This is a genomic window from Micromonospora sp. DT31, from assembly GCF_049841795.1.
Classification (GTDB): Bacteria; Actinomycetota; Actinomycetes; order Mycobacteriales; family Micromonosporaceae; genus Micromonospora.
In genome coordinates this window covers 28,319-53,506 of record NZ_JBNCKZ010000024.1, presented here as the reverse complement: position 1 = coordinate 53,506, position 25,188 = coordinate 28,319, and the positions used below count along the sequence as shown (strand labels likewise).

Here is a 25,188-nt window from a genome sequence, read left to right as displayed (position 1 = left end):
CGTGGCACACGCCCCGAACGCCGTCGCGGCAACGGCGGACCAGGAGCCGACGTGATCAGCTCATGTCGAGCGTGTACGCGGCCTCCCGCACGTCGGCGTCCGGATGACGGCGCAACCCGATCAGCAGTTCCCGCCATGGTGTCTTCCAGCCGAACGCCGAGCCGTGCGCGACCAGCGTCACCGCGAACAGCCCGCCGGCGAGGTCCCCGCGACCGGTGAGGTGGGCCACCGTGTCGGCGAGAACAGCCGGATCGGGCCGCTGCCGCATGTCGCGCAGGCGACCGCTGACCCGTTCGGCGGTGCGGACCGCGACCACGGGTCGGCCCGCGCAGAGCGCGGCGACCTCGTCCAGGTTGTCCAGCCGGCCGAGTGTGACGAGCAGCCCGGTGGCCGTAGCCAGGAAGCCGTCGTGACCGGCGAGCCACCGCGCCGCCTCGACCCGCCCGGTTCGGTCGGCGGCCGAGAGGCTGTCGGACCAGATGGCCGCGCCGTCCGCGAGCAGCCCGACGCGCCGCCGGGCAGGCCGGTCGGCGGCCGGGCCGCCCGGGTCGTCGTCGGCCGCGTCCCGGTCCACCAGCCGGGCGAGCGCGGCGCGGAACGCCCGGTCGCCACCGGCCCGCAGCAGGTTCGCCACCCCGATGTTCGGTGTCGTCTCGTCCAGGTCGGTGAGCCGGTCGACGACCAGGTCGGCGACGTCGTCCAGCCACGGCCACCACTGGCCGAGAGCGGTGAACGCGGCCCGCCGGACCTCCCGGTCGTCGGCCCGGCACGCCTCGACGACGAGCGCGGCGTAGCGAGGCCGATGCCGTTGGGGGATTCCGGACGGGTATGCCCCGAGCACCGCGCGCCGCTCCTCGCGGCTGCCGTGCACCGCCGCCCGCAACACCGCCCACCCCGCCTCGGGCCCCAGCCGCTGCCGGGCGGCGGAGACGATCGCCGTGCGCACGTCGCGGTGTGCCCGCGGATCGGCGTACGCGTCGGCCAGCGCCGCCAGCACGTCCACCGGCCCGTGGCGGGCCAGGAGCCGGGCGGCCTCCTTACGGCTGGTGACCTTCGCGGCGCCGGTCAGCACCCCACGCAGCGGTTCGACCAGCCGGGCGGGGGCGACGTACGGCGCGGCCCGGCCGGCCGCGTACAGCGCGACACGTGCCCGGTCGCCGTCGGCGTAGCGGAGCAGCACCGGCAACGCCTCGTCCGGCCGGTCGGTCCAGGCCAGCGCGCCGAGCGCCGCCTCGGCGATCGGCACCTCGGGCGCGTCGAGGTGGCGCAGCACCAGCTCGCGTCCCGCCGCTCCGGCCCCGGCGGCGGTCCGGATCGCCGCCGCCCGCTGCCACACCGGCTGGCCGGAGTCGGTGACGACGACATCCTGGAGCGCCACGAAGCGGGCCTGGTGGCGGGGCAGCCACCGGTCGGCGTGCGGTGCCCAGCCGGGCACCCACCGCTTCCCGCGCTCGACGAACCGGCCGCGCGGGGCACGGCGCAGCACCCGGTCGAGCAGGTCGGTGCGGGAGGTGCAGACCGTCGCCCACACCTCGTGGATCGCCACCGCCGACGCGTCCACGTCGAGCACCTCGGCGACGCGGCGCGCACGGGTACGTGGATCGGCGAGCCAGAGCCCGGCCGCCGTGCGCGCCACCGAGGGCAGCGTGCGCGGCCCGATCGCCCGGCGCAGCAGGTCCTGGAGGCCGGGCAGCTGCCAGGCCCGCTTGCCGAGCGCGTGGGTGAGCGCGAACAGCAGCCCGTACCGGCCACGGGCCATGCCGGCCTCCACCCAGCCGCGCAGCCGGTCGAAGACCACCGCCTCCTGTCCCCGCCGCAGCACCGTGTCGAAGCGGCGCAGCACCGGCACGTTCGCGCCGGAACTGGTCAGGTCGATCGTGAGCAGCGCCCACTCGACCAACTCCGGCACGTCGACGTGGTGCGCGAGGACGTCGGCCGCCAGCCGGCTCAACGCGGTCGTGGTGACCGCCGAGGTGTCCCGCGCGTCGACCGCGTCGGTGGTCAGTTGGGTGAGCCCGCCCGCGGTGCCGGCGGTGAGCAGGGGCGCCACGGTCGCCAGCGCGGTGAGCGCGGCGGCGCGTACCGGCTCCTGCTCGTTGCGCAGCCGGCCGAGCCGGACCACCACCTCGGCCACCACCCGCGGGTCGCGGGAGCGGCGGGCGGCCGCCACCAGCAGCGTCCACCCCTGCGCCCGCTCCTCGGCGTCGCCCGAACGTAGTGCCGGACCCACCGCCGTCGACGCCTGAGGCCACGGCAGGTACGCGCTCCAGAACCACACCGCCGGCTCCCGCTCGCGGACGCCCGGCAGGGTCAGCACCCGGGCCGCCTCGCGGACCCGCACCGCCGCCGGCAGCACCTCCATCACCTGTGTTTCCGGCAGCAGCGCCGTGGGGTCGGTGTCGGCGAGCGCCGCGTCGTACAACTCGGCACGTCGGCTCGGCGCGACGGCGCGCAGCAGCTCGGCCAGTGCGTGGTCGCGCTCGCGCAGCCGGGCGGCCAGGGGCGCCAGTTCGCCGGTGGGCAGCGCCGCGAGCCGGCGTAGCAGCGCCCGGGGCAGCGTGGTCCGCGCCAGCCAGGCCGCGCGGGCCGGGGTCGTGAGCAGCCGTACGACCCGGCCCGCGTCGTGCGCGGCGAGACGACCGTACGCGATGAGCGGACCGGGCAGTGACTCCTCCGGGGCGTACCGGTCGAGCAGGTCGAGCGCCGGCGCCGGATCGGCGCGCAGCACCGCGCCGGCCACCTCGCCCCAGATCCCCGCACGCAGCTCCGGCAGGGCTGTGGCCAGCCGTTCGCCGATGCGGGCCAGCACGACGTCGGAGTGCCGTCGTAGCAGCCGTTCCGGGTTCAGCGCGTGTTCCAGGTCGGGCAGCAGCGCCCGTACCGTCTCCGGGCCGCAGGCCGGCAGCAGGGCGGCGGCCTCGTGGTCGCCGAAGCGGTCGCGTACCTCGGTGATCAGCGGGTCGGCGACGATCGGCGCCGGCCGGCGGCGCAGCGCCCGGTAGACCCGGCGTCGCGCGATCGCCGGCCGGTCGGCCAGGCCGACGGGCGTCATACCGGCCCGCACCGCTGCGGTCAGCGCGGTGGCGCTGATCGAGGGTTGTGGGTCGTCGATCGCGGCGGCGATGGCCTCGGTGTCCCGGGTGGCGAGGTCGGCGAGCAACGCGAGCCGCCGCTCGTAGGCGCCGAGTGCGCGCAGGTCGGCGCAGACCCGCTGGCGGTCGGGCGCGGTCAGTGCCCACGCCACCAGGCGTCGTGTCCGTTCGCGGTGGGACAGCGGGTCGAGGGACGTCAGCAGAGCGCGGGTGGCGGTGAGCACGGCGCCATTGTGCCGGTGGGTCGGCACGGGCGGTGTCCCGCGCATTCAACCTGCAATTCCTATCTAAATTGTAGGTTACCTGCGTGCCGTCAGCTGTCCGGGATTGACATCAAAAGGACCGTAGGGGATATTCCTAGCGGCGCGGGCGAGCAGGCGGAGTCTGCGGATTACGCCTGCGTGACGTGCGCAAAGCTGTCGTGCAGCCCCCGCCGCGCAGGGGTCCGGATAAGGTTGGAAAATGATCAATCGGGCCGTCGAATTCGCCAAGCACAATTCGCCGAATTCCCTACGCGTCAAGGCCCGGCGGGCCCAGATGGAAGCACGTAACGCCCGCATGCGGCTCACCGTGCCGGTCGTGCAGCGCAGCGAGTTCGACAACATCTTCCACTGCACCGTCCGCAAGACCGGCAGCCAGTGGATCAAGGCGTTGTTCAGCGACGCGTCCGTCTACCGCCACTGCGGGCTGCTGCCCTACGACCCGCGCTTCTACTCCGGCGGCGCGACGGCACCGGTGCCGGCCGGGCGCGTGGGCCTGGCGATCTTCCTCTCCCACAAGCGCTTCGAGGCCGTGCCCAAGGCCGGCACCTACCGCGCGTTCTTCGTCATCCGCGACCCGCGCGACGTCGTCGTGTCCAGCTACTTCTCGCTGCGCAACTCACACGCCCCGATGGGCGACATCCCACAGGCGCGCAAGGCCCTCCAGGAACTGCCGAAGAAGGAGGGGATGCTCTACGTCATCAAGCGCCTCGACGACAAGAAGCAGTTCGGGCAGATGCGGTCCTGGGCCGTCGCGCCGCCGGCGGAGACGTTCCGGCTGTTCCGCTACGAGGACCTGACCGGCGAGCGACAGGCCGACGAGGTCGACCAGCTCATGCGGCACTGCGGGATCACCCTGCCGCCGGCCGAGCTGGAGGCCCTCCTGGCCCGCTACAGCTTCACCAAGATGAAGAAGAGCAAGGAGACCCCGGGGCGGATCTCGCACTACCGCAAGGGCGCGTCCGGCGACTGGCGCAACCACTTCGACGACGACATCTACGCCGCGTACGCCGCCGCCGCCGGCGACCTCGCCGAGGCGCTCGGCTACCCCGCGCGTGACGACGTGACCGACGAGCAGAGTGGGCAGGGGTCCGCTACCCGGTAGGTCGGGTGACGGCTGCGGGGCATCCCATCGACCGCCGGCCGCCCTGGTTGCGTGGGTTCCTCGGTAGCGATCTCAGCAGCTGCGGGGGACAGCCAGGCGGCCCGGGGCTCAGGTGCGGTTCGCACTGGCACCCAAGGCATGCAGTAGCGCTGGAACAAGCCGAAGAGGCCGATCCGGTACCCGGCGGTGGAGACCTCCGGGCACCGGGTCCTTGTTCCGCCCGGTTCAGCCGATCGTCTTGACCACTGTGGTGCTCCACCCGCTGGCAATTGACAATGGGTGTTCAGTTCGATCTTTGGCAGTGTCCAGCATGCGGGTCTTGATAGATGATCTTAGGCGGAGGTTGGCTCGAGAGCTGGGCAACCTTGGCTGGGTGAATGGGCCGGATGACGAGGAAGGCTACCTGATCTTCGAGCAGCCCGCAGGTGACGGTCTGGTTTTCTCTATTGGGCTTGATGTGACACCCCGTGACTGGGGTATCTCGTTGGACCCGTCCGTCGGTGTTATTCACAGTCGAGTCTCTGGTTTGGCTGCAAGCTTCTTGGGCCTGACCGAAGGCGCCTGCGTGGTTGGGGCGTCCCTTACAGATCTGTTCCCTGCTCAAGGTCGCGAAGGGGGCCTGGTTCCGCGATGGGCCGTCCTGTCGAGAGGTGATATCGAAGCGGTTGTTCAGCTGTTGCTTTCGGATTTGAGAGATGTGGGGCTTCCCTTCCTGAGAGCCTTTACTTCCTTGACGGAAATGGCCCGTCATCTAGAGGGAGTGGCGAAATCACAATTCGACTGGGGGAACCTGGCGATCTTGTACGCTGAATTGGGAAGATTTGACCAGTGCGTCAGTGTGCTAAATCGGATGATGGTCGGCGCAGATAGCGAGCCCTCCTTCGTTGCCGAGCAGACAAGGCAGTTCGTCGTCAGGTTGCGTGAGCATTACCGACTCCCTGCTTAGCGCTCAGTGGAGAGAGAAGCTGCCAGCGTGACGGTCATTCCGAAGCCGGGGGTCTGCGGGGGGCGTTGCCAACACTGAGTGTGGCTGAAGGTTGATGTGCCTCGGTGTTGTGAGGCCTCGATCACCGCTTTGGTTGCCGGCGGGAGTTGCCAGGATGGCGGGCTGGTACGAACAGCCGTCGTCCGTCCGGCTGGGAGTGCGACCGCTGGGACGCTGAGGACGACTCGTACCCCGTGGTCGCCGTATGCTCCTGCCGTGGAGCTGCGGTTCACCACCCGGGCGTCCGACTCGGCCTGGATCGACACCGTGTGGACCTGCACCAGCGAGCGGGTCGACGAGATGACCTCGGTGGCGACGCCGTGCTGGGGACTGGTGTTCTGGCAGCGCGACGGGCGCTCCCACGCGGCCGTCTCCGGCCCCGAAACCGCTACCGGCACGGCGCCGGTGCCCGAGGGCGCCACGTTCGTCGGCATCGAGTTCGCGGTCGGCACCTCGCTGCGGGCCGTACCCGCACCGGCTCTTGTCGACGGCGGGGCCGAGCTGCCCGACGTGGGCCGCCGGACGTTCCGCCTCGACGGCGGCCGGTGGGCGACGCCCGGCCCGGACGACGCCGAGGCCCTGGTGGACCGGCTGGTCCGCGCCGGTGTGGTGGTCCGCGACCCGCTCGTCACCGAGACGCTGCGCGGTGGCCGTCCGCCGGCCTCACCGCGCACCCTGGAACGGCGGTTCCGGGCGGCGACCGGGCTGACCCGGGGCGCGGTGCGGCAGATCGACCGCGCGCGCCGGGCCGCCGTGCTGCTGGCCGCGGGCGGCCCGTCCGCCGACGCGGTCACCACCTTCGGGTACGTGGACGAGCCGCACCTGGCCCGCGCGCTGCGCCGGTACGTCGGGCGGACGGCCGGTGAGCTGCGCGCGGGCGCCGGTGGTGCGATCGCGCTGGACCCGGCTCAGCGGGTCACGTCGTAGATCAGCTTGACCACACCGTTGGGGTAGGCGGCGCAGTCGCGCAGACGCAGCGTCTGCCGGTCCCGGTCCGCCCGGCTGAACAGACCCTTGCCGGCGCCGAGCAGCACCGGGAAGACGAGCAGGTGGTACCTGTCGATCAGGTCCGCCTCGGCGAGACGGCGGGCGAGTTCGGCGCTGCCGTGGATGAAGATGTCGCCGCCGTCGCCCTGCTTGAGCGCGGCGACGTCGGCGGTGCTGCGCAGGATCGTCAGCGGTCCCCAGCCGTCGATCAGCGCGTCCTCGGGCAGGGTTGACGACACCACGTACTTCGGCAGGTCCCGGTAGGCGGCGTGGTCCTCGGAGTCGCGCCAGGTCGGCGCGAACGCCTCGTAGCTGCGCCGCCCGAACATCAGCGCCGTGGTCTGTGCCAGCTCCTCGCCCTTGAGCGAGAACGCCTCGGGTAGGAACTCGATGCCCTTGACGACCCAGCCGCCGCTGCGGTGGTCCTCGCCCGGGCCGCCGCCGGGGGAGTCGACCACGCCGTCGAGCGACATGAATCCGGTGTAGACAAGATCACGCATGCGGCCATGCTAGGAACGGCCGCCACCTGCCGTCTTGTACGGAACCGACACGCCTCAGCAGCCGCACGACGCGCCGGCCGGGGCGGTGAGGTCGTCGGCGGGACGGCGGGTCAGCCCGGTCTCGGTACGCACCGGGAAGCCCTCCCGCACCCAGTACTCGTACCCGCCGATCATCTCCTTGACCGGCCGGCCGAGCCGGGCGAACTCCAGCGCCGCGCGGGTGGCGCCGTTACAGCCCGGCCCCCAGCAGTACGTGACCACAGTGGCGTCCGGCGGGACCAGATCGCCGGCCCGGCCGGCGATCTCCGCGGTCGGCAGGTGCACCGCGCCAGGGATGTGCCCCTGCCGCCACGCGTGGAGGGAGCGCGAGTCGACCACGACCAGGTCCGGCACGCCCGCCTCCAGGTCGGCGTGCACGTCGCTCACGTCGGCCTCGAAGGCGAGCCGGGCCGCGAAGTGGGCGAGGGCGTCGGCAGGGCGGGCCGGGGGAGTACGCAGTACGTTCGACATGGCCCCATCGTGCTGACCGCCGCGCCGCCACTCCAGTGGCGCGAGCGACGCCCTCCGCTAAGATCCCGCCATGAGTCGTCCCACCGTCGCGGTGTTGGCGTACGAGGGCATGTCGGTATTCGAGATCGGGATCGTCACCGAGGTCTTCGGCCTGCCCCGCCCGGAGTTGGACCTTCCCTGGTACGAGCTGACGATCTGCGCGGAGTCCCCCGGCGCGGTGCGGGTCGTCGGTGGGGCCGCCCTGCACACCGACCACGGTCTCGACGCGTTCGCGGCCGCCGACACGCTTGTCGTGCCGGGCGTGCCCGACGTGCACGCCGACCCGTCGCCCGCGCTCACCGACGCACTTCGCGCGGCCCACCGGCGCGGTGCCCGGATCGTGTCGATCTGCTCGGGCGCGTTCGCCCTGGCCGGCGCGGGACTGCTCGACGGCCGCCGGGCCACCACCCACTGGCGGTACGCCGACCTGCTCGCCCGGCGCCACCCGGCGGTACGCGTGGACGCGGACGTGCTCTACGTGGACGACGGGGACGTCCTCACCGGCGCCGGCAGCGCGGCCGGTCTCGACCTCTGCGTCCACCTGGTACGCCGCGACCACGGCCCGACGGTCGCGAACGCGGTCGCCCGCCGGCTGGTCGTGCCGCCGCACCGTGACGGCGGCCAGGCGCAGTTCATCGAGGCCCCGGTGCCGGGCGACCCCGGGGACGACCGGCTCACCGCGAGCATGTCGTGGGCGCTGGCGAACCTCAACGTGCCGATCACCGTCGACCGGCTGGCGCGCCGGGCGCACATGTCGACCCGCACCTACCTGCGGCATTTCGCCCGGGCGACCGGCACCACCCCGATCCGGTGGCTCATCGAGCGGCGCGTCCAGGCGAGCCTTCCATTGCTGGAGACGACCACCGTGCCGATCGAGGAGATCGCCGCCATGGTCGGGTTCGAGACGGCGGTGACGTTCCGGCACCACTTCACGGCTGGGATGCGGACCTCGCCGTCGGCGTACCGGCGGACCTTCACCCGAGCGTCAGGCGGTGCTCACGCCGCGGGCAGCGGGACGACGTAGGAGTCGACGCGGGCGATGAGCCCGTCCCGGAAGGTGAACAGGTCGTTGAAGGCGAACCGGAACGGCCCGTGGTCGACGCTGACGCCCCGGCCCTCGCCGGTAACCACGACGACCGGCCCGTCCTCGTGCACGCGCTCGACGTGGAGCTGCGGGCTGCCGGTGAACGCCGGGTTCTCGATCTCGCCGTCGAACTCCTCCCGGCCCCGCGTGGTCCGGTGGCCGTGGATGACCCACTCGACGTCGTCGGTGAGCGTGGCGAGGATCCGCTCGTGGTCACTGGCCCGGAAGCCGTCGAAGTATTCGGCGACCAGGTCACGCTGGGTTGCTCGGGGCACTGGGATCTCCATCGTCGTGGTGTCGTAGGTGGACGGCCAGGGCGTCGAGGATGGACGCGAGCCCGTCGGCCGCCTGCTCGCTGCGCAGCTCCGGCGGGAGCTTGCGCTGGTGCACGGTCAGCTCGGTGCCGTGGCTCGCGGGCCGCAGCGTGACGGTCGTGCGCAGGCCGGTGACCGGCTCGTCGAAGACCAGTTCGCGCGGCGGGTCGATGCTCACGTAGACGAACCGGAGCCGCCCGGTGCGGCCGTCCGGCGCGCGTGTGTCGAGAGCGAACTCCCCGCCCGGCCGCAGGTCTACGGTCACCGAGTCCGGCGGCACGCTGGCGTGCGAACCGCCCCAGAACGCCGCGATGCTCGCCGGTGAGGTGAAGGCGGCCCAGACCCGTCCGGACGCGGCGGGCAGGTGCCGCCGGGCGATCAGCTCGTCGCCGTGCCGCTCGGTGCGCGCCCTCACCGGGTCGCCTCCGGTCCGCCGAGGTGCTCCTCCAGCGCGTCGAGACGGTCGTCCCAGGTGCGGCGCTGCTCGTCGATCCACGAGCCGAGCCGGGTGAGGTGGTCGACGCGCAGACGGCAGGGTCGCCGGGTGCCCTCCCGTCGCTGCTCGACCAGGCCGCACCGGCGCAGGACGCCGACGTGGTGGGAGATGGCCTGCGGCGTCAGGTCGAACGGCTCACCCAACTCGCCGACGGTTGCCTCACCACGGGCGAGCCGGGTCACCAGGGCGCGGCGGACCGGGTCGCCGAGGGCGGCGAAGGCGAGGTCGAGGTCAGGACCGGACTGCATGCCCTCACGCTACCGCAAACATCCGTTTGCGCAAACGATGCTTTGCGGATGGGTGGGACGTCATGGGTGTCGTCCGGCGGTTCTGACACCCATGACGTTCCACTGGCGAGCCGCAGCGCGGGCGGCGTCAGAGCGCGCCGTTGTGGACGGCCTCGTAGATGGTGCTGATCGTCGGTGTGAAGCCGAGGCTGCGGGCGAGGCTGGTGTCCATCTGCCCCTTCCACGGCTGACCGAGCGGTTCGGCGGAGGAGCCGTAGGAGTAGCCGACGAGCTGGGACATCTCGTAGACACTCAGCGCCGACTCATCGGCGATGTTGACAGTGCGGTTGTCGAACGCGCCCGTGAGGGCCAGTGCGAACGCCGTGGCGATGTCGGCGTGGTGGCAGACGCTCAGCCTCTGTGCCGGGTGCCACCCCATGCCGGCCGCGAGTTCGGGCAGCGATTCGAGGTGTCCGTCCCGGTCTCCGTAGATGAATGGAAGCCGCAGGATGCCCCAGGTGAGCCCGCTGGCGCGAAGCAGCTGCTCGGCTTCGATCTTGCTGGCGGGGTAGGCGAGCGTCGGCGCGACGGGGTCGTCCTCACGCCCGGGGTGCGTGCTGTCGGCGCCGTAGACGTTGGAGGTGCTGGCCAGCAGGAACCGGGCCTTCGGCGCGTGCTTCTCAACGGCGGCGATCAGGTTGCGGGTGCCGTCACGGTTGACGGCCCAGATCTGGTCTTCGTCGCGGGTGCGGAAGACGGCGGCCAGGTGGATGATCGCGGTGACGGCTTCCACGGCTGCCGGCAGGGATCCAGGGCTGAGGACGTCACCCTCGACGCGCCGTACGCCTTGGGGAACTGCTTTTCCGGGACGGACGAGGGCGCGGCATTCGACACCCGCCGCGGTGAGGCGCCCGAGCAGGCGGGGCCGACGAGGCCCGTTCCGCCGGTCACGAGAACGGTCATGATCCGTGCTCCTTCCGGTAGTCGATGAGTCGTCTGGTCGCGCCGCGCAGGACGCGATTCATGGTTTCGATGTCCGCGGGGTCGACTCCGCCGAAGGCGACTTCCGCGATCAACGCCATCGGATCGGGGAGCGAGTTCCACAGGTTCACGCCGGCCGGCGTGATGTGCAGCTGTTTCTGGCGCTGGTCGTCCGGGTCGGGCACCTGTTCGATCAGCCCTTTGCGTACGAGCGCTGCGATGACCGCGCTGAGGGTCGCCCGTTCGACCTCGAGTTCGCGGGTGAGGGTGCGCTGGCCGACCGGCCGGCCCTCACTCAGCCGGTACAACACGTACCACTGGGTGTTCCCGAGATCGTAGGGGCGTAGCACGGACTCCATGAGGGCCCGGCTGGCGAGGAAGTACTTCTTCGCCCAGGCGCCCGGAGCGGACAGCTCGTAGGCGTTCGTTTCATTAGGCACCTGACCAAATTGTCAGGTGCCTAATGAAATGTCAAGAGGCGGCTGCGCGCCGGAACGCGGCGGGGTGCCCAGCAGTTGGGGGAGCAGGGGGACGGGCGCGCCGTTTCGGGCGGCGTGGCATCGGGCACGTCGTCGGGACGGGCGCGGGACGGAGGTCGACATGAGGACACCGAGCCGCCGTAGGCGGATGCTTGGCGTACCCCTGCTCGTCGCCACGCTGCTGGCCGGCGCCTGCGGCGATGGCGGCGGGAACGACGGCGGCACCGCGGACCCGAGCGCGACCTCGGCGACCACCCCCGCGACGCCGGAGGCGTCGCAGTCGTCCGGCGGGCGCGTGACGATCCCGACGTCAGCCTTCGCCGACCTGCCGCCGGAGCTGCGCAAGAGCGACGCGCAGCCGATGGAGGTCACCGACGCGCTGCCCGGACTGTGCGGCCAGGAGTTCCGCAGCGGCGGACGGTCGGTCACCGCGAGCGCCGCCATGACGAGCGCCTACAAGCAGCCGAAGGACCCGCCGGAGAACGTCCCCTACGGCACGCTCCACCAGACCGTGTTCGCCTTCGAGGGCACCGGCGCCGCCGACTACCTGCGCCGGGCTCGTGGGGCCGTGGACACCTGCCGGTCGTTCCAGGAGGCGGGCGGCACCGCCACGGTCCGGTCCGCGCCGATGGCCCGGACCGGGGACGAGGCGCTGCTGGTGACTGTCACCCGGCCGGCGACCGGCCTCGACGGCAGCCCGGCCGAAGGGCAGGCCACCAGCCAGATCATCGTGATCAGGGTCGCCGACGCGGTGACCGTCCTGCACGACCAGGGCTGGGAGGGTACGAGCAACGACCCCGGCCTGGCCGACGACATCGCCCGGGCCGCGGTCCGCGGCCTCGACTCCTGGCAGCGCTGACCGCTAGCGACGCCGCGCCACCCGGCGTACGAGCAGGTACGCGACGCCGCCGGCCAGCACCCAGGGCGCGGCGACCACGATCGGATCGAGCGGGTGGTGCACCCGGTCGACCCGGTTGCCGCGCATCCGGGACGCGAGCCCGTGGTGGGTGAGTTCGCTGCGCACACCGGTCTCGGCCACCGGGTTGTCCGGGTGGCGGCTGAACAACGAGCCCAGCGTGCTCTCCGCCGTGTCGACCCGGTCGGCGGCGAGCAGCAACAGCCAGTGCGCGGCTCGCCCTTCGCTGAACCGGCGGTACGAGTAGCGGCGGATCATGCCGGAGAGACCCTTCGGCGGGCACGAGGTGCCGAAGACCGGGGTGAGGAACTTGTGCTCGATCGACCGCTCACGCGGCCACTTCTCCGGCTGCCGTTCGGGGAACTCCCAGTGCGCCCCGGTGCTGCCCGGGTCGTACTGCTCCTGCGGCACCGACGGCCGGTCCGCCGGGTCGAGGTCGGCGCCCCAGCCGGGGATGCGGGCGCGCAGCTCGTCCGGGGACTCGGTGAGTTTCGGCTTGTCCGGCGTGTACGGCATGGTCGGCTCCCGGTCTGCTCAGGCGGCGTTCGGCACGATCAACGGCTTGATGCAGCCATCCAGTTTGGCGGAGAAGATGTGGTAGGCGTCGGCGATGTGCTCCAGCGGGATCCGGTGGGTGACGATGTCGCTGGGCTTGAGGTAGCCGTTGCGGATGTGCTCGAACAGGCGTGGCCACTGCCGCTTCACCGGACACTGGTTCATCCGCAGCGTCAGGCCCTTGTTCATCGCGTCGCCGAACTTCACCGCGCTGAACATCGGCCCGTACGCGCCCATCACCGAGATCGTGCCGCCCTTGCGTACCGAGTCGATCGCCCAGTTCAGGGCGATCGGGGAGCCGCCCTGCAACTTCAGCTTCGTCGCCGTGACGTGCTGGAGCAGGTTGCCGTCGGCCTCCGCGCCGACCGCGTCGATCGCCACGTCCGCGCCCAGGTGGTCGGTGATCTTCTTCATGTGCACGACGATGTCGTCGTACTCGGCGAAGTTGTACGTCTCGGCGTGGGCGAACGACGCCGCCTTCTCCAGCCGGTAGTCCAGGTGGTCGATGACGATGACCCGCCCGGCGCCCATCAGCCACGCCGACTTGGCGGCGTAGAGGCCGACCGGCCCGGCCCCGAAGACCACCACCACGTCCCCCTCGGCGATGTCGCCGAGCTGCGCCCCGAAGTAACCGGTGGCGAGCGCGTCGGTGAGCAGGACGGCGTCGTCATCGTCCATCCACTCCGGGATCGGGCTCGGCCCGACGTCGGCGAACGGCACCCGGACGTACTCGGCCTGGCCACCGTCGTAGCCGCCGCAGGTGTGCGAGTAGCCGTAGATGCCGCCGACCGCGGTGGCGTTCGGGTTGACGTTGTGGCAGTTGCTGTAGAGCCCCCGGGCGCAGAAGAAACACGACCCGCAGTAGACGTTGAACGGCACCATCACCCGGTCGCCGGGCCTGAGGTTGCGCACCGACGGCCCGACCTCGTCGACCACGCCGACGAACTCGTGACCGAACGTCATCCCGACCCGGGTGTCCGGCATCATACCGTGGTAGAGGTGCAGGTCGGAGCCGCAGACCGCGGCCCGGGTCACCCGGACGATCGCGTCGTTGGGGTGCTCGACGACGGGCCGGTCCTTCTCCTGCACCCGCACCCGGTACGGACCTCGGTAGACCATTGCGCGCACTCGATGCCTCCCGGATGGCCGCGCCGCTTGTCTTCTCGCCCCGCATCTTCCGGGGCAAGAAAGGCCTACCCGCGAGGATCGGGGACAAACAGCGCGGCGGGCACCGGGCAGAATGGGCGGGCGGCCACGGCCGCCGAGCGCTGGGGGGACGCTATGACCGCACGTCCGGACGTACTTGTCATCGGGGCCGGGGTCAGTGGCCTCAGCACCGGCATCAGGCTGGCCGAGGCCGGCGCCCGGGTGCTCGTGCGCACCGCCGCGCCGCCCGCCCGGACCACGTCGGCGCTGGCCGGGGCCATGGTCGGTCCGAACCTGTCCCCGCCCGACGACCCGCAGCGCGCCTGGACCGACGAGACACTGCGGGTGTTCGACTCCGAGTCGATGCCGGGCGTGGCGTGGCGCGACGGCACGCTCGCCGCCCGGCCCGCCGGGGCGACGCCCCCGGGCGCCGAGCAGACGCCGGGCTTCCGGTCACTGGGTGAGGACGAGCGTCCGGCCGGCTTCGGCACCGCGTTCACCGTCCGCCTGCCGCTTGTCGACATGCCGGTCTACCTCGCCTACCTGCTGGAGCGTTTCCGGGAGGCCGGTGGCGAGGTGCGGGTGTCGCCGGTGGGCTCGCTCGACGAGGCGGTGGCGCTCGCCCCGGTGGTGGTCAACTGCACCGGCCTGGCGGCACGGGCGCTGACCGGCGATGCCGACCTGCACCCGGTGCGCGGCCCCCGGGTCGTGGTGCGCAACCCCGGCCTGGAACGGTTCTTCATGGAGGCGCCGATGGCACCGACCTGGGCGTCGATCTTTCCGCACGGCGACCACGTGGTGCTCGGCGGCGGGCAGCGGCACAGCGACGACACGACACCCGACCCGGTCGAGGAGGCCGACATCGTCGCCCGGTGCGCCGCCGTCGAACCGGCCCTGGCCGGTGCCGAGGTGCTCGCACACACCGTCGGGTTGCGGCCCGGCCGGGCGACGCCCCGCGTGGAGGCCGAGCGGCGTGGTGACGCGCTCGTCGTGCACAACTACGGCCACGCGGGCAACGGCGTGATGCTGTCCTGGGGCTGTGCCCGGGACGCCGCGACGCTTGCCCTCGGCGCGGTCCCGCCGGCCTGACGGCACGGTCAGGACACGGCGGTCCGCACCAGCTCGGTGAGCTTCTTCTCCACCTCCGGGCTCCACCTGACCAGCGCGAACGACGCCGGCCACATGTCGCCGTCGTCGAGGTTCGCCGCCTCCTGGAAGCCCACTGTCGAGTAGCGGTACCTGAACTTCCCGGCTTCCTGGAAGAAGACGACGATCTTGCCGGCCGCGTTGGCGTACGCGGGCATGCCGTACCAGGTCTTCGGCGACAGCGTCGGGGCAGCGGCGGTGATCGTGGCGTGCACGCGCTCGGCCAGCTTCCGGTCGTCCGGCGCCATCTGCGCGATCCGGTCCAGCACCGCCTGCAGGTCGTCGGCCTTCTTCGCGCCCTTCCTGCCCTCGGCGCGCAGCTCGGCGGCGCGCTCCTTCATCGCGGCGCGCTCGGCGGCGCTGAACCCGTCGGACATCTCGATTCCCCCTCGTGGCTCGCGGTCCGCGTGGTGCCGACCGCCTGGCGGCAACGCTAGGGCGCGGCGGTGGCCGCCCGCTTCTCGATTCCTGATCACCTCCCGGGGCCACCGCGACCCGGCGCGGGCTCTAGCATCGCGGCCATGGCAACTCGGCTCGTGCAGATCAACATGAAGGCCCACGACGAGGTGGCGCTCGGCGGCTTCTGGGCAAAGGTGCTCGGCTGGGGGATCGCCAGCGAGGCCCCCGGCGTGACGAACCTCGAACCCGTGGGCTTCGACTACCCGGACCCCAGCGCGGTCTGCGTCGACCTCGTCGTCTCCACCGAGCCCAAGACGGCCAAGAACCGCGTGCACGTCGACCTCGCCACCACCTCGGCGGACCACCACGCGCAGGTGGTCGCGCGCCTGACCGCACTCGGGGCCACCCCCGCCGACGTGGGCCAGGGCGACGTGCCGTGGACGGTCCTGACGGACCCGGAGGGCAACGAGTTCTGCGTACGGGAGCCGGACCCGCTGTCCGCGGACACCGGGCCGATCGGCGCGGTGGTGGCCGACTGCGCCGATCCGCGCGCCATGGCGGAGTTCTGGGGCCGGGCCACGGACTGGACCGTGCACGAGGTGACCGACGAGCAGGCGGTGCTGCGTTCGGCGCAGGGTGTCGGACCGTACCTGCGGTTCGTCCGCACCCCCGACGTGAAGACCGGGTGGAACCGCGTCCACCTCGACGTGCGCCCCTACCCGGGCGACGACCTCGACGCCGAGGCGGCCCGTCTGCGGTCCCTCGGTGCCACCGACGCCGACCTGGGGCAGACGACCGTCGCCTGGCGGGTGCTCGTCGACCCGGAGGGCAACGAGTTCTGCGTCCTCACCCCGGGCTGACGGCCGCCGGTCAGCCGGCCCGCCCGTCGGAGGTGAACTCGTGGACCACCTCGATCGGCCCGACGATGTGCCTGTTGAACTCGTCGAGTTCCTCGGCCGGCACCCAGAGCTCCAGGATGTCGCGGCCGCCGACCTGGCGGACCGGGTAGCGGGCGGCGAACGCCCGGTCGACGTGGAACCGGGTCACGTAGCCGACGCCGGACGCCGGCACGTTCCAGTCGCGGGCGATCATGATCGCGTACTGCTCGTTGAGCACGGGGTAGAAGATCGGCTGGGCTGGCAGCCGCGGGGGCCACGCCCGCCAGCCGGAGGCGCGGACGAGATCGAGTTCGTGCGGGCCCGTCGGGCGCCACAACGTCGTCGTCCCCGCCATCACGTACCCCTTTCGCGTGTCGTCCCGCGAACCGTACCGGCGGATCGTCGTCGCCCCCCACGGATCTCGCCGGCTGCCTATGCTTCGGCGATGGGCGACGCGACCACCGAGATCGAGGCCGAGGCGCTGCTGGCCGTCCTGGAGCGCAACCGACGGACCTTTGCCTGGAAGACCGAAGGGCTCGACGAGACGGGCCTGCGCGCGGCCACCGCCGCCAGCACCATGACGCTCGGCGGCCTGATCGCGCACATGGCCCTTGTCGAGACGGACTGGCTGGCCGTGAAAGTGGCCGGCCAGGGGTATGGATCGCCGTGGGAGGGCGTCGACTTCGACGCCGAACCCGACTGGGACTGGCGCTTCGGCGCGCAGGCCGCACCGGACGACGTGTACGCGCTGTGGCGAGCCGCGGTGCAGCGGTCACGCCGGTTGATGAGCGCCGTCATCGTCGAACGTGGACTGGCCGGGCCGTCGTCGTTCACCTGGCCGGACGGGCGCACCCCTACCGTCCGCACGATGCTCCTCGACATGATCGAGGAGTACGCCCGCCACACCGGGCACGCGGACCTCCTCCGAGAGGCGGTCGACGGGCGGGTGGGCGAGGGCGCCCCACCGGATTTCACGTTCTGATCGGGTGACCTCGCCGCGGGCCGATGAGTTGGACACGGTGCGGCGGTCTACCCGTCGACACCCCACCGATTGAAGGAGCACCACGATGGCCAAGGTCATCTCCACGCTGTTCATCGCGGCCGACGGTGTCGCCGAGATCGACCCCGACTGGCACTTCCCGTACTTCGACGACAACATGGGCCGCGCGGTCGCGGAGGACTACGACACGTCCGACGTGCTGCTGATCGGAAGCGGGACGTACGACAGCTTCGCCGGCGCCTGGCCGGACCGGGAGACCGCCGGTGGTGAGGACGCGCCGTTCGCCAAGCAGCTCGGCGACACGCGCAAGGTGGTCGTCTCCCGCCGGCCGCTGGAGTTCTCCTGGCGCAACTCCGAGCTGATCCAGGGCGACCTGGTCGACGCCGTCACCGCGCTCAAGGCCGACCCCGGAATCAAGGGCGTCCTCATCCCCGGTTCGATCTCGGTGGTGCAGCAACTGCTCGCCGCAGGCCTGGTCGACGAACTGCGGCTGCTGATCCACCCGGTGGCCGCGCGCAAGGGCCGCCGGCTGTTCGACGAGGGCGACACCCCGTACCACCTGCGGGTCATCGCGACCGAGGCGTTCCCGACCGGCGTGCTCCGGGTCATCTACGCGCCGACGGCCGCCCCGGGTGCGGTTGGCTACGACGAGATCAAGGACCAGGTGCCGGCGGGAAGCTGACGATCGTGGGGCGGCGGGGCGGCGGCATGTCGTGAAAGGATCCCGCGCGTGCGACGCGCTCCGCTGCTGCTGGCCCTCGCCGCGGTGTGCGCCGTCGCCCACGTCGGCGGCGTCCTGGCGGCCGCCCCGATCTGGCGCGGCGCCGAGGTGCTGAGCCTGGCACTGCTGCTCGCGTACGCGATCGCCGCCGGCCTGCCCGCCCCGCGCTGGGCGGTGCCGGCGGCGCTCGTGCCGCTGCTGATCGACGCGGTCCGGACCATGCCCGCCGCCGAGGGCCCCAGGGAATACGGCTGGACGAGGTACGAGCCCCTCAACCGCGGCGTCGACGTCACCGGCGGCTTCGACGCGGCCTTGACCGCCTGCTGGGCGACGCTGGTCGCCGTGGCGGTGCTGCTCGTCGCCCTGCGGGGCGGCGGCCGGCGTCGGCATCTGGTCGCCGCCGCGGTCGCGGCGGCGCCGATCATCGGCTACGCGGCCGTGCGGATCGTCGACGTCGGCAGCGTCGTGGTCGCCGCGACCGGCAGTCTGATCGTCGAGATCCACAGCCGGTCCTCGCTGGAGCGGGTGGACGGTGCCGGCGTCGACCGGGCCACCACGATGGCCACACTGCTCCTCGTGGTGCTGCCACCGCTGGCCCTCGCGCTCGGTGCGTTGGCGCTCGCCGTGCTGCTGGCCGGGCGGGGTCGACGGCTCGCCGCGGCGGGCGCGGCGCTGTTGGCAGTGGTCGCGCTGCCCCTGCTCGACGGTTCGCTGAGCGCGGCGTCGTACTCCGAGGGCAGCACCGCCCTGTTCGCCTGGTACGCGATCGCGCCCACGCCCGCCATGCCGGCACCCGTGGCGGCGCTCACGGCGGCGGTGGAACTGGCCGCGTACCTGCTGATCGTCGCCGGTCTGAGCGGGTCGGAGCGGGCCACCATGCGGGGACACCGACGGTACGACGGACGGAGCGGACGATGACGGAAGCGGACGTGGCGGTGGTCGGCGGTGGCGTCGTCGGGATGACGACGGCGCTCACCCTCCAGCGGCGGGGCGCCCGCGTGACCGTGCTGACCGCCGACGACCCGGCGGACACGGTCTCCACGGTGGCCGCCGCGGTCTGGTACCCGAGCCACACCGAGGACGACCCGAGGGTGCTGCGCTGGGCCCGGGACACGCACGACGAGCTGCGCCGCCAGGCGGCCGACGGGGTGCCGGGGGTGGTCGACCGGCCGACCCGGATGTGGCTGCGCCACCCCTACACCGGCCCGCCCTGGTGGGCCGACGCCTGCGGCGACCTGACGGTCGAACCGGCGCAGCCGCCGTACACGGCTCTGCTGCGGTTCACCGCCCCGTCGGTGGAGATGACCCACTACCTCGGCTGGCTGCGGCAGCGCCTGGAGGAGGGCGGGGGCCGGATCGCCCGCCGTGCCGTGGGCACGCTGGCCGAGGCGTACGACGTCGCGCCGGTCGTGGTCAACGCGCCCGGCCTGGCCGCCGGCCGCCTCGCCGCCGACCCGGCCGTGCACCCGGCGCGCGGGCACATCGTGCTGGTGGCGAACCCCGGACTGACCGTCTCGGTACGCGACGAGGACGACCCGGCGGGCATCACCTACGTGCACCCGCGCCGGCACGACGTGGTGCTCGGCGGCACCTACGCGGAGGGGGTGGGGCACACCCGTCCCGATCCGCGGGAGGCGGCGGCGATCCGGCGCCGGTGCGTGGCGCTGGTGCCACAGCTCGCCGGCGCGCAGGTGCTCGGGGAGCGGATCGGGTTGCGGCCGGCCCGGCACGGCGGCCCCCGGGTCGAGGTGGACCCGGCCGACGGGCGGCTGGTGCACGCCTACGGGCACGGCGGCGCCGGGGTGACGCTGTCCTGGGGCTGTGCCGCCGAGGTCGCGGACCTGGCCCTGAGCGTCTGACCGGTCAGGAATCGAGAAGCGTCGCGCGGGCACCCGGGCCTAGCGTTTCCGGCACCGGCCTCCCCGCCGGGAGGCCACCGTCGAGAGGTCACCATCCATGGGTACGCGCATCCGCCGGCTTCACCGTTGGTTCTCCGTCGCCTTCACCGTGACCGTCGTGGTCACCTTCGTCGCGCTGGCGCAGGAGGACCCGATCGTGTGGGTCTCCTACGTGCCACTGTTCCCGCTCCTGCTGCTCCTGCTGAGCGGTCTCTACCTGTTCGCGCTGCCGTACCTGCGGCGTCGCCGCACCGCCCCTGATGCCCGCTGACCTGGGGGATTACCGGGGCCGGTCAGCGGGCATCAGGGGCGGATGGACCAGAAGGTGATGGTGTTCGCCCCCGCCCCGCTGTTGACCGTGACCATCGAGCAGCAGGCCGGCGTGGCCGAACTGCACCTGCACCCGGGCGGGCAGGGCGTGTGGCAGACCCGGATGATCGCGGCGCTCGGCGTGCCGGTGACCATGTGTGTGAGCCTCGGCGGCGAGGTGGGTGACGCGCTCCGCAAGCTGCTCGACGACGAGGACGTCACCGTCCGTGAGGTGCGGCGGGAGGCCGCCACCGGTTGGTACGTGCACGACCGGCGCGACGGCGAGCGGGCCGAGATCGCCGAGCACCCGGGCGCGCCGATGGTGCGCCACGACATCGACGAGCTGTACACGGTGACGTTGACCGAAGGGCTGCGCGCCCCGGTGAGCGTGCTGAGCGGGCCGGCCGACCCGCAGGTGGTCGACCCGGACATCTACCGCCGGCTCGCCGCGGACCTGTCCGCAAACGGCGGCACCGTGGTAGCCGACCTGTCCGGCCCGTACCTGGAGGCGGTGCTCGACGGCGGGGTGACGGTGCTGAAGGTCAGCCACGAGGAACTGCTCGACGACGGGCTCGCCAAGGACGACAGCGTCGAGGCGCTGCGCGACGCCGGCCGCCGTTGCCAGGAGCGGGGCGCGAAGTCGGTGCTGATCAGCCGTGCCGGGGAACCCGCCCTGGCCTTGCTCGACGACGGCGAGGTGCTGCTGGTGCACGCCCCGCCGCTGGAACTGGCCGACCACCGGGGCGCCGGGGACTCGATGACCGCCGGGGTGGCCGCCGTGCTCGCCCGCGGCGGGGACATGCGGGAGGCGCTGCACATCGGCGCCGCCGCCGGGGCGCTCAACGTGACCCGGCACGGGCTCGGCACCGGCCGCGCCGAGGCGGTCCGGGAACTCGCCGGCCGGGTGCGGCTGACCCCGCTGGAAGGCGCCGACGATGACCGGTGAGCGGACTCCCCGGGTGCTCGTCACCAACGACGACGGTGTGCACGCACCCGGCATCCGGGCGCTGGCCAGGGCCGCGTACGAACGCGGGCTGGACGTGGTGGTCGCCGCGCCGCAGGCCGAGGCGAGCGGGATGAGCGCGGCGCTGTCCGCGGTCACCGAGGACGGCCGGCTGGTGTTCGCCGAGACCGAGTTGGCCGGGTTGCCGCAGGTGCCGGCGTACGGGGTGGCCGCGTCCCCGGCGTACATCGCGGTGCTGGCCGGGCTCGGCGTGTTCGGTCCGCCCCCGGACGTGCTGCTGTCCGGCATCAACCGGGGCGCCAACGCGGGCCACGCGATCCTGCACTCCGGCACCGTCGGCGCGGCGCTGACCGCCGGCAACAGCGGCATCCGCGCCCTGGCGGTGTCGCTGGACGTGCTCACCGCGCTGGTGGCGAGCGCCGGCAGCGGCGGCGCGGCGGTCGCCGTGCTGGACACCGAGGATGACGAGGCGCGGCACTGGTCCACCGCCGCCGACCTGGCCATGACGTTGTTGCCCGCGCTGCTGGACGCGGACCCGGGCACCGTGCTCAACCTCAACGTGCCCGATCGGCCGGCGGCGGAGGTGGCCGGGTTGCGGCAGGCCACGCTGGCCCCGTTCGGCCAGGTGCAGGTGTCAGTCGCCGAGCGTGGTGAGGGTTTCGTCCGCACCGGCGTCGAGGAGAGCGGCAGCCGACCGCTCCCGGGCACCGATCTGGCATGGCTGGCCGAGGGTTGTGCGGCGGTCACCGCGGTGCGCGCGCTGGGCCACCTGCCCGACGTGGCGCTACCGGTCGACCGCTGAGACGCCGTCCGCCCCGCCGCCCGAGGGACCGGGAGGCGGGGCGGACGGTTGTGTCACGCGCCGGCGGCGCGCTCGCGGTCGGCGTCGGCGTCGGCGGCGCCGACCGGGGTGCCGTCGCCGTCCCGGGCGGCCCCGGACAGGTCCACGTCGGCGCCGGCGCGGGCCGCGTCGGCCGCCGCGTCGTCCGCGCCGACGACCTCGCCTCCGGTGGTCCCGCCGTCGTCGGGGACCAGCCGCCCGGCGGCGGCCAGTCCGATCGGTGCGTACCTGGGGTCGGTCATCTCGTCCTCCTCACCAGTTGCTCCTTACCCGTCCCGTACCCGGCGCCCGGGCGGAACACACCGGCGGCAGCCCGGCTGCCGTCAGCGGCCCTGATCGAGGAAGGCGAGGGTGACGGCGGCGAACAGCGGGGACTGGTCGATGTCGTAGTGGCTCAGGCCGGGCAGGATCGCCAGCGCGTGCCCGCCCGCCGGGCGGCCCTCACCCGCCCAACCGCCGTCGCGCCGGCCGCCGTCGAGCAGCGCGAACACCTCCACGAAGTGGCTCGGCGGGGCCATGTCGGCGTCGGCGGCGACGACGAGTGTCGGCACCCGCAGGCCGCGGACCTGCTCGGTGAAGTCGAAGTCCGTCCGCATCGCCACACCGATCTTGTCGAGCAGCCGGGGGAAGTCCTCCGGACGCGGCGCGACCCGCTGGTACAGCTCGTACATCGGGGTGTCCTTCATGTACTCGGCCGCCGCGGCGCCGACCTGGTCCTGCTGCGCCAGCAGTTCCGGGTAGACGGCGTCGCGGCGGATGTGCGCGGACGCGGCGACCAGCCGGCCGAGCTTCTCCGGATGCCGGAACCCGAGATTCAGGGCGACGCCGCCACCGAGGGAGAAACCGACCACGTCCGGCCGGTCCAGCCCGAGATGGTCGATCAGCGCGGCGACGTCGTCGGCGAGGAACGCCACGTCGAGCCGCCGGTCCACGTCGGCGGTGCGGCCGTGCCCCTGGAGGTCCACCAGGATGACCTGGTGCTGCGCGGTCAGGGTGGGCAGGATCGGCGTGAACATCTCGCCCGAGCCGAGCCCGCCGTGCAGCAGGATCAACGGCCGGCCGGTGCCGTGCGTCTCGTAGTAGAGGCGGACGCCGTTGACGTCGGCGTACCGCCCGGGGGCCTGGGTCTCGTTGCGCTGCGCGGTGGTCATCGGTGCTCCTCGGGTGTGTCGACCTGATGACGGTTGGACCGGGCGGCCGGCACGAATTCATCGCTCTCGGGCCCGGCGTGCTCGCGTTCACGCAGCAGGTGGGCTAGCTTCGGCGAGTGAGCGAGGTGGCGAGCGTTCCCGTCGAGGTGCAACTCGAGGCGTACCGGTCGGAGCTGACCGGCTACTGCTACCGGATGCTGGGGTCGGCCTTCGAGGCCGAGGACGCGGTGCAGGAGACGTTCGTCCGGGCCTGGCGCAACTTCGACAGGTTCGAGGGGCGCTCCGCGCTGCGGACCTGGCTCTACCGCATTGCCACGAACGTCTGCCTCACCATGGCCACCAGCGCCCAGCGGCGGATCCGGCCGATGGATCTCGGTCCGGCCGGCAGCGGCACCGCCACCCATCCCGGCGAGCCGCGCCCGGAGCAGATCTGGCTCGGCCCGGCGCCGGACGACCGGGTCCTGCCCGAGGCCGGCGACCCGGCCGAGGTGGTCGCCGGACGGGAGTCCGTGCGGCTGGCGTTCGTCGCCGCGTTGCAGCACCTGCCGCCCCGGCAGCGGGCCGTGCTCATCCTGCGCGAGGTGCTCGCCTGGTCGGCCCAGGAGGCCGCCGACCTGCTCGACACGTCGGTGGCCAGCGTCAACAGCGCGCTGCAACGCGCGCGGGCCACGCTCGCCTCCACCGACGCCAGTGCCGAGGTGCGCCGACCGCTCGACCCCGGGCAGCAGGCGTTGCTGGCCCGCTACGTGCGGGCGTTCGAGGCGTACGACCTCACGGCGCTCACCGCGCTGCTGCACGAGGACGCGACGCTGTCGATGCCGCCGCTGCCGCTGTGGCTGCGCGGCCCGGCCGACATTCGGGCCTGGATGAACGGCACCGGCAGCGGCTGCCGGGGCTCCCGACTGGTGCCGGTGGCTGCCAACGGGATGCCGGCGTTCGGGCACTACCGGCGCGACCCCGACGGTTCAGGGCACCTGCCCTGGGCGTTGATCGTGCTGGGCGTCTGCGGTGACCGGGTCACCTCGCTCAACTACTTCCTCGACACCGCGCGGCTGTTCCCCCTGTTCGGCCTGCCCGATCGGCTGCCCGGTCCGCTCGACCGGGCTGAGGAGCACGCCGGTCAACCCGAACAGGTCGGCGAGCCGGCGTAGCTCGGCGTCCGCGCCGCGTACCTCCAGCCGCCAACCGAACCGTCGGGCGGTCAGGCGCAACCGCGCCAGTGTCTCGACCGCGACCAGGTCGGGCGAGGCCAGCCCGGAGACGTCGCACACCACCACACCCCGATCCCGATCCCGGCCCCGCAGCGCCTCGGCCAGTTCGGCACAGCGGGCCGTGGCCTCCGCGCGGGTCGGCCTCGCGCCGGTCAGGCGGAGCAGGTGGGTGGTCACACACCTTGGACCGGCATACGTCCCGGCACTCATCGGCCCGCCCGGCGGCGAACTCGCCGGGGGTTCCCGCCCGGTGCCCGGGTCGGTTCGCCGCAGGTGGTTACATCGACGTAAACTGCTCTACTAATGATCGGTGCCCGGCTATATGATCCCGGTAGCTAACCCCGAAGCCTCACGAAACCGCAGCTCCAGCACGCCTCACGCCGCATCCCGTCTCGGGGGTCCGGATCCTCGCGCGCCCCGACCCGTCCGTCACCCGGCCCGGAGAAGGGGTGCGTACGCATGCGTGGCGCCGCGGTCCAGCCTGCCGGAAAGTGGGAACGGATGACAACGATCCCGTCCTTGGTCATCGGCATCGCGTCCTCGTCGACCGAGCGCCGGCAGCTCGCCCAGATGCTCGGCGGCACCGAGACCTTCCTGATCGTCTCCAGCGCCCACCAGGCACGCCGCTTCCTCGACCTGGTACGCCGTCCGGCGCCCGTCCCGCCATCCGGTGGCGAGTCCGTGCCCACCCCGGCCGGCCCGGATCTGGCCGTCGACTCCGACCGGCGGGTGCTGCGCTGGCGGGATCGGGAGATCGGGTTGACGCCGCTGGAGCACGACCTGCTGCTTTGCCTCGTCGGAACGCCCGGCCAGGTCTGGACGTACGCCCGCCTGCACCGCGCCGTCTGGGGCAACGACCACCTGGGGCGGGGCTCGGACATCCACTCGGTGGTGCGCCGGATTCGGCACAAGCTGCGCCGCCTGGGCGGCCCGGCGACCATCCACGCGGTCCGTGGCGTCGGGTTTCGCCTGACCCCTTCCTGATCCGCCCCGC

Annotated in this window: 30 protein-coding genes and 1 pseudogene; 16 read left to right on the top strand and 15 right to left on the bottom strand. The window is 72.7% G+C overall.

Annotated elements, in window-relative coordinates:
- Positions 1–55 precede the first annotated feature (55 nt).
- The gene (locus ACLQ2X_RS26215) at positions 56–3,316 is read right to left on the bottom strand and encodes a hypothetical protein (RefSeq protein ID WP_425683746.1); all 3,261 of its coding nucleotides are present in this window, start codon (positions 3,314–3,316) and stop codon (positions 56–58) included.
- Positions 3,317–3,554: 238 nt separating this feature from the next.
- Between ACLQ2X_RS26215 and ACLQ2X_RS26210 the strand changes: the two genes are divergently transcribed.
- From ACLQ2X_RS26210 to ACLQ2X_RS26200, 3 genes are all read left to right on the top strand, one after another.
- Positions 3,555–4,457 (top strand): sulfotransferase domain-containing protein, encoded by a 903-nt coding sequence (locus tag ACLQ2X_RS26210; RefSeq protein ID WP_425683745.1) that lies wholly within the window; start codon positions 3,555–3,557, stop codon positions 4,455–4,457.
- Between the two features lie 373 nt (positions 4,458–4,830).
- Positions 4,831–5,403, top strand: a complete 573-nt coding sequence (locus tag ACLQ2X_RS26205) for a hypothetical protein (RefSeq protein WP_425683744.1) — start codon at positions 4,831–4,833, stop codon at positions 5,401–5,403.
- Between the two features lie 255 nt (positions 5,404–5,658).
- Positions 5,659–6,369 carry a helix-turn-helix domain-containing protein gene (locus ACLQ2X_RS26200; RefSeq protein ID WP_425683743.1) on the top strand — a complete coding sequence of 237 codons (711 nt, stop codon included), beginning with the start codon at positions 5,659–5,661 and terminating at the stop codon, positions 6,367–6,369.
- Here the strand turns inward: ACLQ2X_RS26200 and ACLQ2X_RS26195 are convergent.
- On the bottom strand, positions 6,351–6,929 hold the full coding sequence (locus ACLQ2X_RS26195; RefSeq protein WP_425683742.1) for a dihydrofolate reductase family protein: 579 nt from the start codon (positions 6,927–6,929) through the stop codon (positions 6,351–6,353). The genes ACLQ2X_RS26200 and ACLQ2X_RS26195 overlap by 19 nt on opposite strands.
- Positions 6,930–6,983: 54 nt before the next feature.
- Complete coding sequence (locus ACLQ2X_RS26190; RefSeq protein ID WP_425683741.1) at positions 6,984–7,439, bottom strand: rhodanese-like domain-containing protein; 456 nt, start codon at positions 7,437–7,439, stop codon at positions 6,984–6,986.
- Between the two features lie 70 nt (positions 7,440–7,509).
- Between ACLQ2X_RS26190 and ftrA the strand changes: the two genes are divergently transcribed.
- The gene (ftrA, locus tag ACLQ2X_RS26185) at positions 7,510–8,502 is read left to right on the top strand and encodes a transcriptional regulator FtrA (RefSeq protein ID WP_425683740.1); all 993 of its coding nucleotides are present in this window, start codon (positions 7,510–7,512) and stop codon (positions 8,500–8,502) included.
- On the opposite strand, the gene ACLQ2X_RS26180 is transcribed toward ftrA, so the two are convergent.
- The 5 genes from ACLQ2X_RS26180 to ACLQ2X_RS26160 all read right to left on the bottom strand — a co-directional run bounded on the left by ACLQ2X_RS26180 (position 8,475) and on the right by ACLQ2X_RS26160 (position 11,020).
- Entirely contained in the window at positions 8,475–8,837 is a 363-nt protein-coding gene (locus tag ACLQ2X_RS26180) for a nuclear transport factor 2 family protein (protein WP_425683739.1), read from the bottom strand. The two genes, ftrA and ACLQ2X_RS26180, sit on opposite strands and share 28 nt — an antisense overlap.
- Positions 8,815–9,291, bottom strand: a complete 477-nt coding sequence (locus tag ACLQ2X_RS26175) for an SRPBCC family protein (protein WP_425683738.1) — start codon at positions 9,289–9,291, stop codon at positions 8,815–8,817. The genes ACLQ2X_RS26180 and ACLQ2X_RS26175 overlap by 23 nt, the downstream gene beginning before the upstream one ends.
- On the bottom strand, positions 9,288–9,620 hold the full coding sequence (locus tag ACLQ2X_RS26170; RefSeq protein ID WP_425683737.1) for an ArsR/SmtB family transcription factor: 333 nt from the start codon (positions 9,618–9,620) through the stop codon (positions 9,288–9,290). Before ACLQ2X_RS26170 ends, ACLQ2X_RS26175 begins: the two co-directional genes overlap by 4 nt.
- Positions 9,621–9,747: 127 nt before the next feature.
- Entirely contained in the window at positions 9,748–10,518 is a 771-nt protein-coding gene (locus tag ACLQ2X_RS26165; RefSeq protein ID WP_425683756.1) for an NAD-dependent epimerase/dehydratase family protein, read from the bottom strand.
- Positions 10,519–10,558: 40 nt separating this feature from the next.
- Complete coding sequence (locus ACLQ2X_RS26160) at positions 10,559–11,020, bottom strand: MarR family winged helix-turn-helix transcriptional regulator (protein ID WP_425683736.1); 462 nt, start codon at positions 11,018–11,020, stop codon at positions 10,559–10,561.
- A gap of 160 nt (positions 11,021–11,180) precedes the next feature.
- Here ACLQ2X_RS26160 and ACLQ2X_RS26155 point away from each other — a divergent pair, with 160 nt between their 5' ends.
- A complete protein-coding gene (locus ACLQ2X_RS26155) occupies positions 11,181–11,918 on the top strand; it encodes a hypothetical protein (protein ID WP_425683735.1) in 738 nt (245 codons plus the stop codon).
- A 3-nt stretch (positions 11,919–11,921) separates the two neighbouring features.
- On the opposite strand, the gene ACLQ2X_RS26150 is transcribed toward ACLQ2X_RS26155, so the two are convergent.
- Both ACLQ2X_RS26150 and ACLQ2X_RS26145 read right to left on the bottom strand, forming a co-directional pair.
- On the bottom strand, positions 11,922–12,491 hold the full coding sequence (locus ACLQ2X_RS26150) for a hypothetical protein (protein ID WP_425683734.1): 570 nt from the start codon (positions 12,489–12,491) through the stop codon (positions 11,922–11,924).
- Positions 12,492–12,509: 18 nt separating this feature from the next.
- A complete protein-coding gene (locus ACLQ2X_RS26145) occupies positions 12,510–13,649 on the bottom strand; it encodes a zinc-dependent alcohol dehydrogenase (protein ID WP_425683733.1) in 1,140 nt (379 codons plus the stop codon).
- A gap of 162 nt (positions 13,650–13,811) precedes the next feature.
- Between ACLQ2X_RS26145 and ACLQ2X_RS26140 the strand changes: the two genes are divergently transcribed.
- Positions 13,812–14,765 carry an NAD(P)/FAD-dependent oxidoreductase gene (locus ACLQ2X_RS26140; protein WP_425683732.1) on the top strand — a complete coding sequence of 318 codons (954 nt, stop codon included), beginning with the start codon at positions 13,812–13,814 and terminating at the stop codon, positions 14,763–14,765.
- A gap of 8 nt (positions 14,766–14,773) precedes the next feature.
- Here ACLQ2X_RS26140 and ACLQ2X_RS26135 read toward each other — a convergent pair whose 3' ends face one another.
- Positions 14,774–15,199 carry an iron chaperone gene (locus tag ACLQ2X_RS26135; RefSeq protein WP_425683731.1) on the bottom strand — a complete coding sequence of 142 codons (426 nt, stop codon included), beginning with the start codon at positions 15,197–15,199 and terminating at the stop codon, positions 14,774–14,776.
- Between the two features lie 144 nt (positions 15,200–15,343).
- Between ACLQ2X_RS26135 and ACLQ2X_RS26130 the strand changes: the two genes are divergently transcribed.
- On the top strand, positions 15,344–16,081 hold the full coding sequence (locus ACLQ2X_RS26130; RefSeq protein WP_425683730.1) for a VOC family protein: 738 nt from the start codon (positions 15,344–15,346) through the stop codon (positions 16,079–16,081).
- A gap of 10 nt (positions 16,082–16,091) precedes the next feature.
- Here the strand turns inward: ACLQ2X_RS26130 and ACLQ2X_RS26125 are convergent, their stop codons facing one another.
- Entirely contained in the window at positions 16,092–16,454 is a 363-nt protein-coding gene (locus ACLQ2X_RS26125) for an ADP-ribosylation/crystallin J1 (protein WP_425683729.1), read from the bottom strand.
- Between the two features lie 90 nt (positions 16,455–16,544).
- On the opposite strand from ACLQ2X_RS26125, the gene ACLQ2X_RS26120 reads away from it, so the two are divergent.
- The 7 genes from ACLQ2X_RS26120 (at position 16,545) to surE (ending at position 21,793) form a co-directional block, all read left to right on the top strand.
- The gene (locus ACLQ2X_RS26120; protein WP_425683728.1) at positions 16,545–17,081 is read left to right on the top strand and encodes a DinB family protein; all 537 of its coding nucleotides are present in this window, start codon (positions 16,545–16,547) and stop codon (positions 17,079–17,081) included.
- An 85-nt stretch (positions 17,082–17,166) separates the two neighbouring features.
- Positions 17,167–17,781, top strand: coding sequence for a dihydrofolate reductase family protein (locus tag ACLQ2X_RS26115; RefSeq protein ID WP_425683727.1), 615 nt, complete (start codon positions 17,167–17,169; stop codon positions 17,779–17,781).
- A 48-nt stretch (positions 17,782–17,829) separates the two neighbouring features.
- Entirely contained in the window at positions 17,830–18,738 is a 909-nt protein-coding gene (locus ACLQ2X_RS26110) for a hypothetical protein (RefSeq protein ID WP_425683726.1), read from the top strand.
- Entirely contained in the window at positions 18,735–19,679 is a 945-nt protein-coding gene (locus tag ACLQ2X_RS26105) for an FAD-dependent oxidoreductase (RefSeq protein ID WP_425683725.1), read from the top strand. Before ACLQ2X_RS26110 ends, ACLQ2X_RS26105 begins: the two co-directional genes overlap by 4 nt.
- A 97-nt stretch (positions 19,680–19,776) precedes the next feature.
- On the top strand, positions 19,777–19,989 hold the full coding sequence (locus ACLQ2X_RS26100) for a hypothetical protein (protein ID WP_425683724.1): 213 nt from the start codon (positions 19,777–19,779) through the stop codon (positions 19,987–19,989).
- A 57-nt stretch (positions 19,990–20,046) separates the two neighbouring features.
- Positions 20,047–20,973, top strand: coding sequence for a 1-phosphofructokinase family hexose kinase (locus ACLQ2X_RS26095; RefSeq protein ID WP_425683755.1), 927 nt, complete (start codon positions 20,047–20,049; stop codon positions 20,971–20,973).
- Positions 20,963–21,793, top strand: coding sequence for a 5'/3'-nucleotidase SurE (surE, locus tag ACLQ2X_RS26090; RefSeq protein ID WP_425683723.1), 831 nt, complete (start codon positions 20,963–20,965; stop codon positions 21,791–21,793). Before ACLQ2X_RS26095 ends, surE begins: the two co-directional genes overlap by 11 nt.
- Before the next feature lie 53 nt (positions 21,794–21,846).
- Here the strand turns inward: surE and ACLQ2X_RS26085 are convergent, their stop codons facing one another.
- A complete protein-coding gene (locus tag ACLQ2X_RS26085) occupies positions 21,847–22,074 on the bottom strand; it encodes a hypothetical protein (RefSeq protein WP_425683722.1) in 228 nt (75 codons plus the stop codon).
- A gap of 81 nt (positions 22,075–22,155) precedes the next feature.
- Positions 22,156–22,983, bottom strand: a complete 828-nt coding sequence (locus ACLQ2X_RS26080; RefSeq protein WP_425683721.1) for an alpha/beta fold hydrolase — start codon at positions 22,981–22,983, stop codon at positions 22,156–22,158.
- 116 nt (positions 22,984–23,099) lie between these two features.
- Between ACLQ2X_RS26080 and ACLQ2X_RS26075 the strand changes: the two genes are divergently transcribed.
- A complete protein-coding gene (locus tag ACLQ2X_RS26075) occupies positions 23,100–24,134 on the top strand; it encodes a sigma-70 family RNA polymerase sigma factor (protein WP_425683720.1) in 1,035 nt (344 codons plus the stop codon).
- Positions 24,135–24,164: 30 nt separating this feature from the next.
- Here ACLQ2X_RS26075 and ACLQ2X_RS26070 read toward each other — a convergent pair.
- A pseudogene (locus tag ACLQ2X_RS26070) lies at positions 24,165–24,404 on the bottom strand (hypothetical protein); the annotation flags it as partial.
- A 291-nt stretch (positions 24,405–24,695) separates the two neighbouring features.
- On the opposite strand from ACLQ2X_RS26070, the gene ACLQ2X_RS26065 reads away from it, so the two are divergent.
- Positions 24,696–25,178, top strand: a complete 483-nt coding sequence (locus ACLQ2X_RS26065) for a winged helix-turn-helix domain-containing protein (RefSeq protein WP_425683719.1) — start codon at positions 24,696–24,698, stop codon at positions 25,176–25,178.
- The last annotated feature ends 10 nt before the right edge of the window (positions 25,179–25,188 follow it).

Bases quoted from the DNA above. Each gene is read 5' to 3' on its own strand.
- ACLQ2X_RS26210 (WP_425683745.1), top strand. From the start codon at position 3,555: ATGATCAATCGGGCCGTCGAATTCGCCAAGCACAATTCGCCGAATTCC.
- ACLQ2X_RS26195 (WP_425683742.1), bottom strand. From the start codon at position 6,929: ATGCGTGATCTTGTCTACACCGGATTCATGTCGCTCGACGGCGTGGTC.
- ACLQ2X_RS26190 (WP_425683741.1), bottom strand. From the start codon at position 7,439: ATGTCGAACGTACTGCGTACTCCCCCGGCCCGCCCTGCCGACGCCCTC.
- ftrA (WP_425683740.1), top strand. From the start codon at position 7,510: ATGAGTCGTCCCACCGTCGCGGTGTTGGCGTACGAGGGCATGTCGGTA.
- ACLQ2X_RS26170 (WP_425683737.1), bottom strand. From the start codon at position 9,620: ATGCAGTCCGGTCCTGACCTCGACCTCGCCTTCGCCGCCCTCGGCGAC.
- ACLQ2X_RS26155 (WP_425683735.1), top strand. From the start codon at position 11,181: ATGAGGACACCGAGCCGCCGTAGGCGGATGCTTGGCGTACCCCTGCTC.
- ACLQ2X_RS26150 (WP_425683734.1), bottom strand. From the start codon at position 12,491: ATGCCGTACACGCCGGACAAGCCGAAACTCACCGAGTCCCCGGACGAG.
- ACLQ2X_RS26145 (WP_425683733.1), bottom strand. From the start codon at position 13,649: ATGGTCTACCGAGGTCCGTACCGGGTGCGGGTGCAGGAGAAGGACCGG.
- ACLQ2X_RS26140 (WP_425683732.1), top strand. From the start codon at position 13,812: ATGACCGCACGTCCGGACGTACTTGTCATCGGGGCCGGGGTCAGTGGC.
- ACLQ2X_RS26135 (WP_425683731.1), bottom strand. From the start codon at position 15,199: ATGTCCGACGGGTTCAGCGCCGCCGAGCGCGCCGCGATGAAGGAGCGC.
- ACLQ2X_RS26130 (WP_425683730.1), top strand. From the start codon at position 15,344: ATGGCAACTCGGCTCGTGCAGATCAACATGAAGGCCCACGACGAGGTG.
- ACLQ2X_RS26125 (WP_425683729.1), bottom strand. From the start codon at position 16,454: ATGGCGGGGACGACGACGTTGTGGCGCCCGACGGGCCCGCACGAACTC.
- ACLQ2X_RS26120 (WP_425683728.1), top strand. From the start codon at position 16,545: ATGGGCGACGCGACCACCGAGATCGAGGCCGAGGCGCTGCTGGCCGTC.
- ACLQ2X_RS26115 (WP_425683727.1), top strand. From the start codon at position 17,167: ATGGCCAAGGTCATCTCCACGCTGTTCATCGCGGCCGACGGTGTCGCC.
- ACLQ2X_RS26105 (WP_425683725.1), top strand. From the start codon at position 18,735: ATGACGGAAGCGGACGTGGCGGTGGTCGGCGGTGGCGTCGTCGGGATG.
- ACLQ2X_RS26100 (WP_425683724.1), top strand. From the start codon at position 19,777: ATGGGTACGCGCATCCGCCGGCTTCACCGTTGGTTCTCCGTCGCCTTC.
- ACLQ2X_RS26095 (WP_425683755.1), top strand. From the start codon at position 20,047: ATGGTGTTCGCCCCCGCCCCGCTGTTGACCGTGACCATCGAGCAGCAG.
- surE (WP_425683723.1), top strand. From the start codon at position 20,963: ATGACCGGTGAGCGGACTCCCCGGGTGCTCGTCACCAACGACGACGGT.
- ACLQ2X_RS26085 (WP_425683722.1), bottom strand. From the start codon at position 22,074: ATGACCGACCCCAGGTACGCACCGATCGGACTGGCCGCCGCCGGGCGG.
- ACLQ2X_RS26080 (WP_425683721.1), bottom strand. From the start codon at position 22,983: ATGACCACCGCGCAGCGCAACGAGACCCAGGCCCCCGGGCGGTACGCC.
- ACLQ2X_RS26065 (WP_425683719.1), top strand. From the start codon at position 24,696: ATGACAACGATCCCGTCCTTGGTCATCGGCATCGCGTCCTCGTCGACC.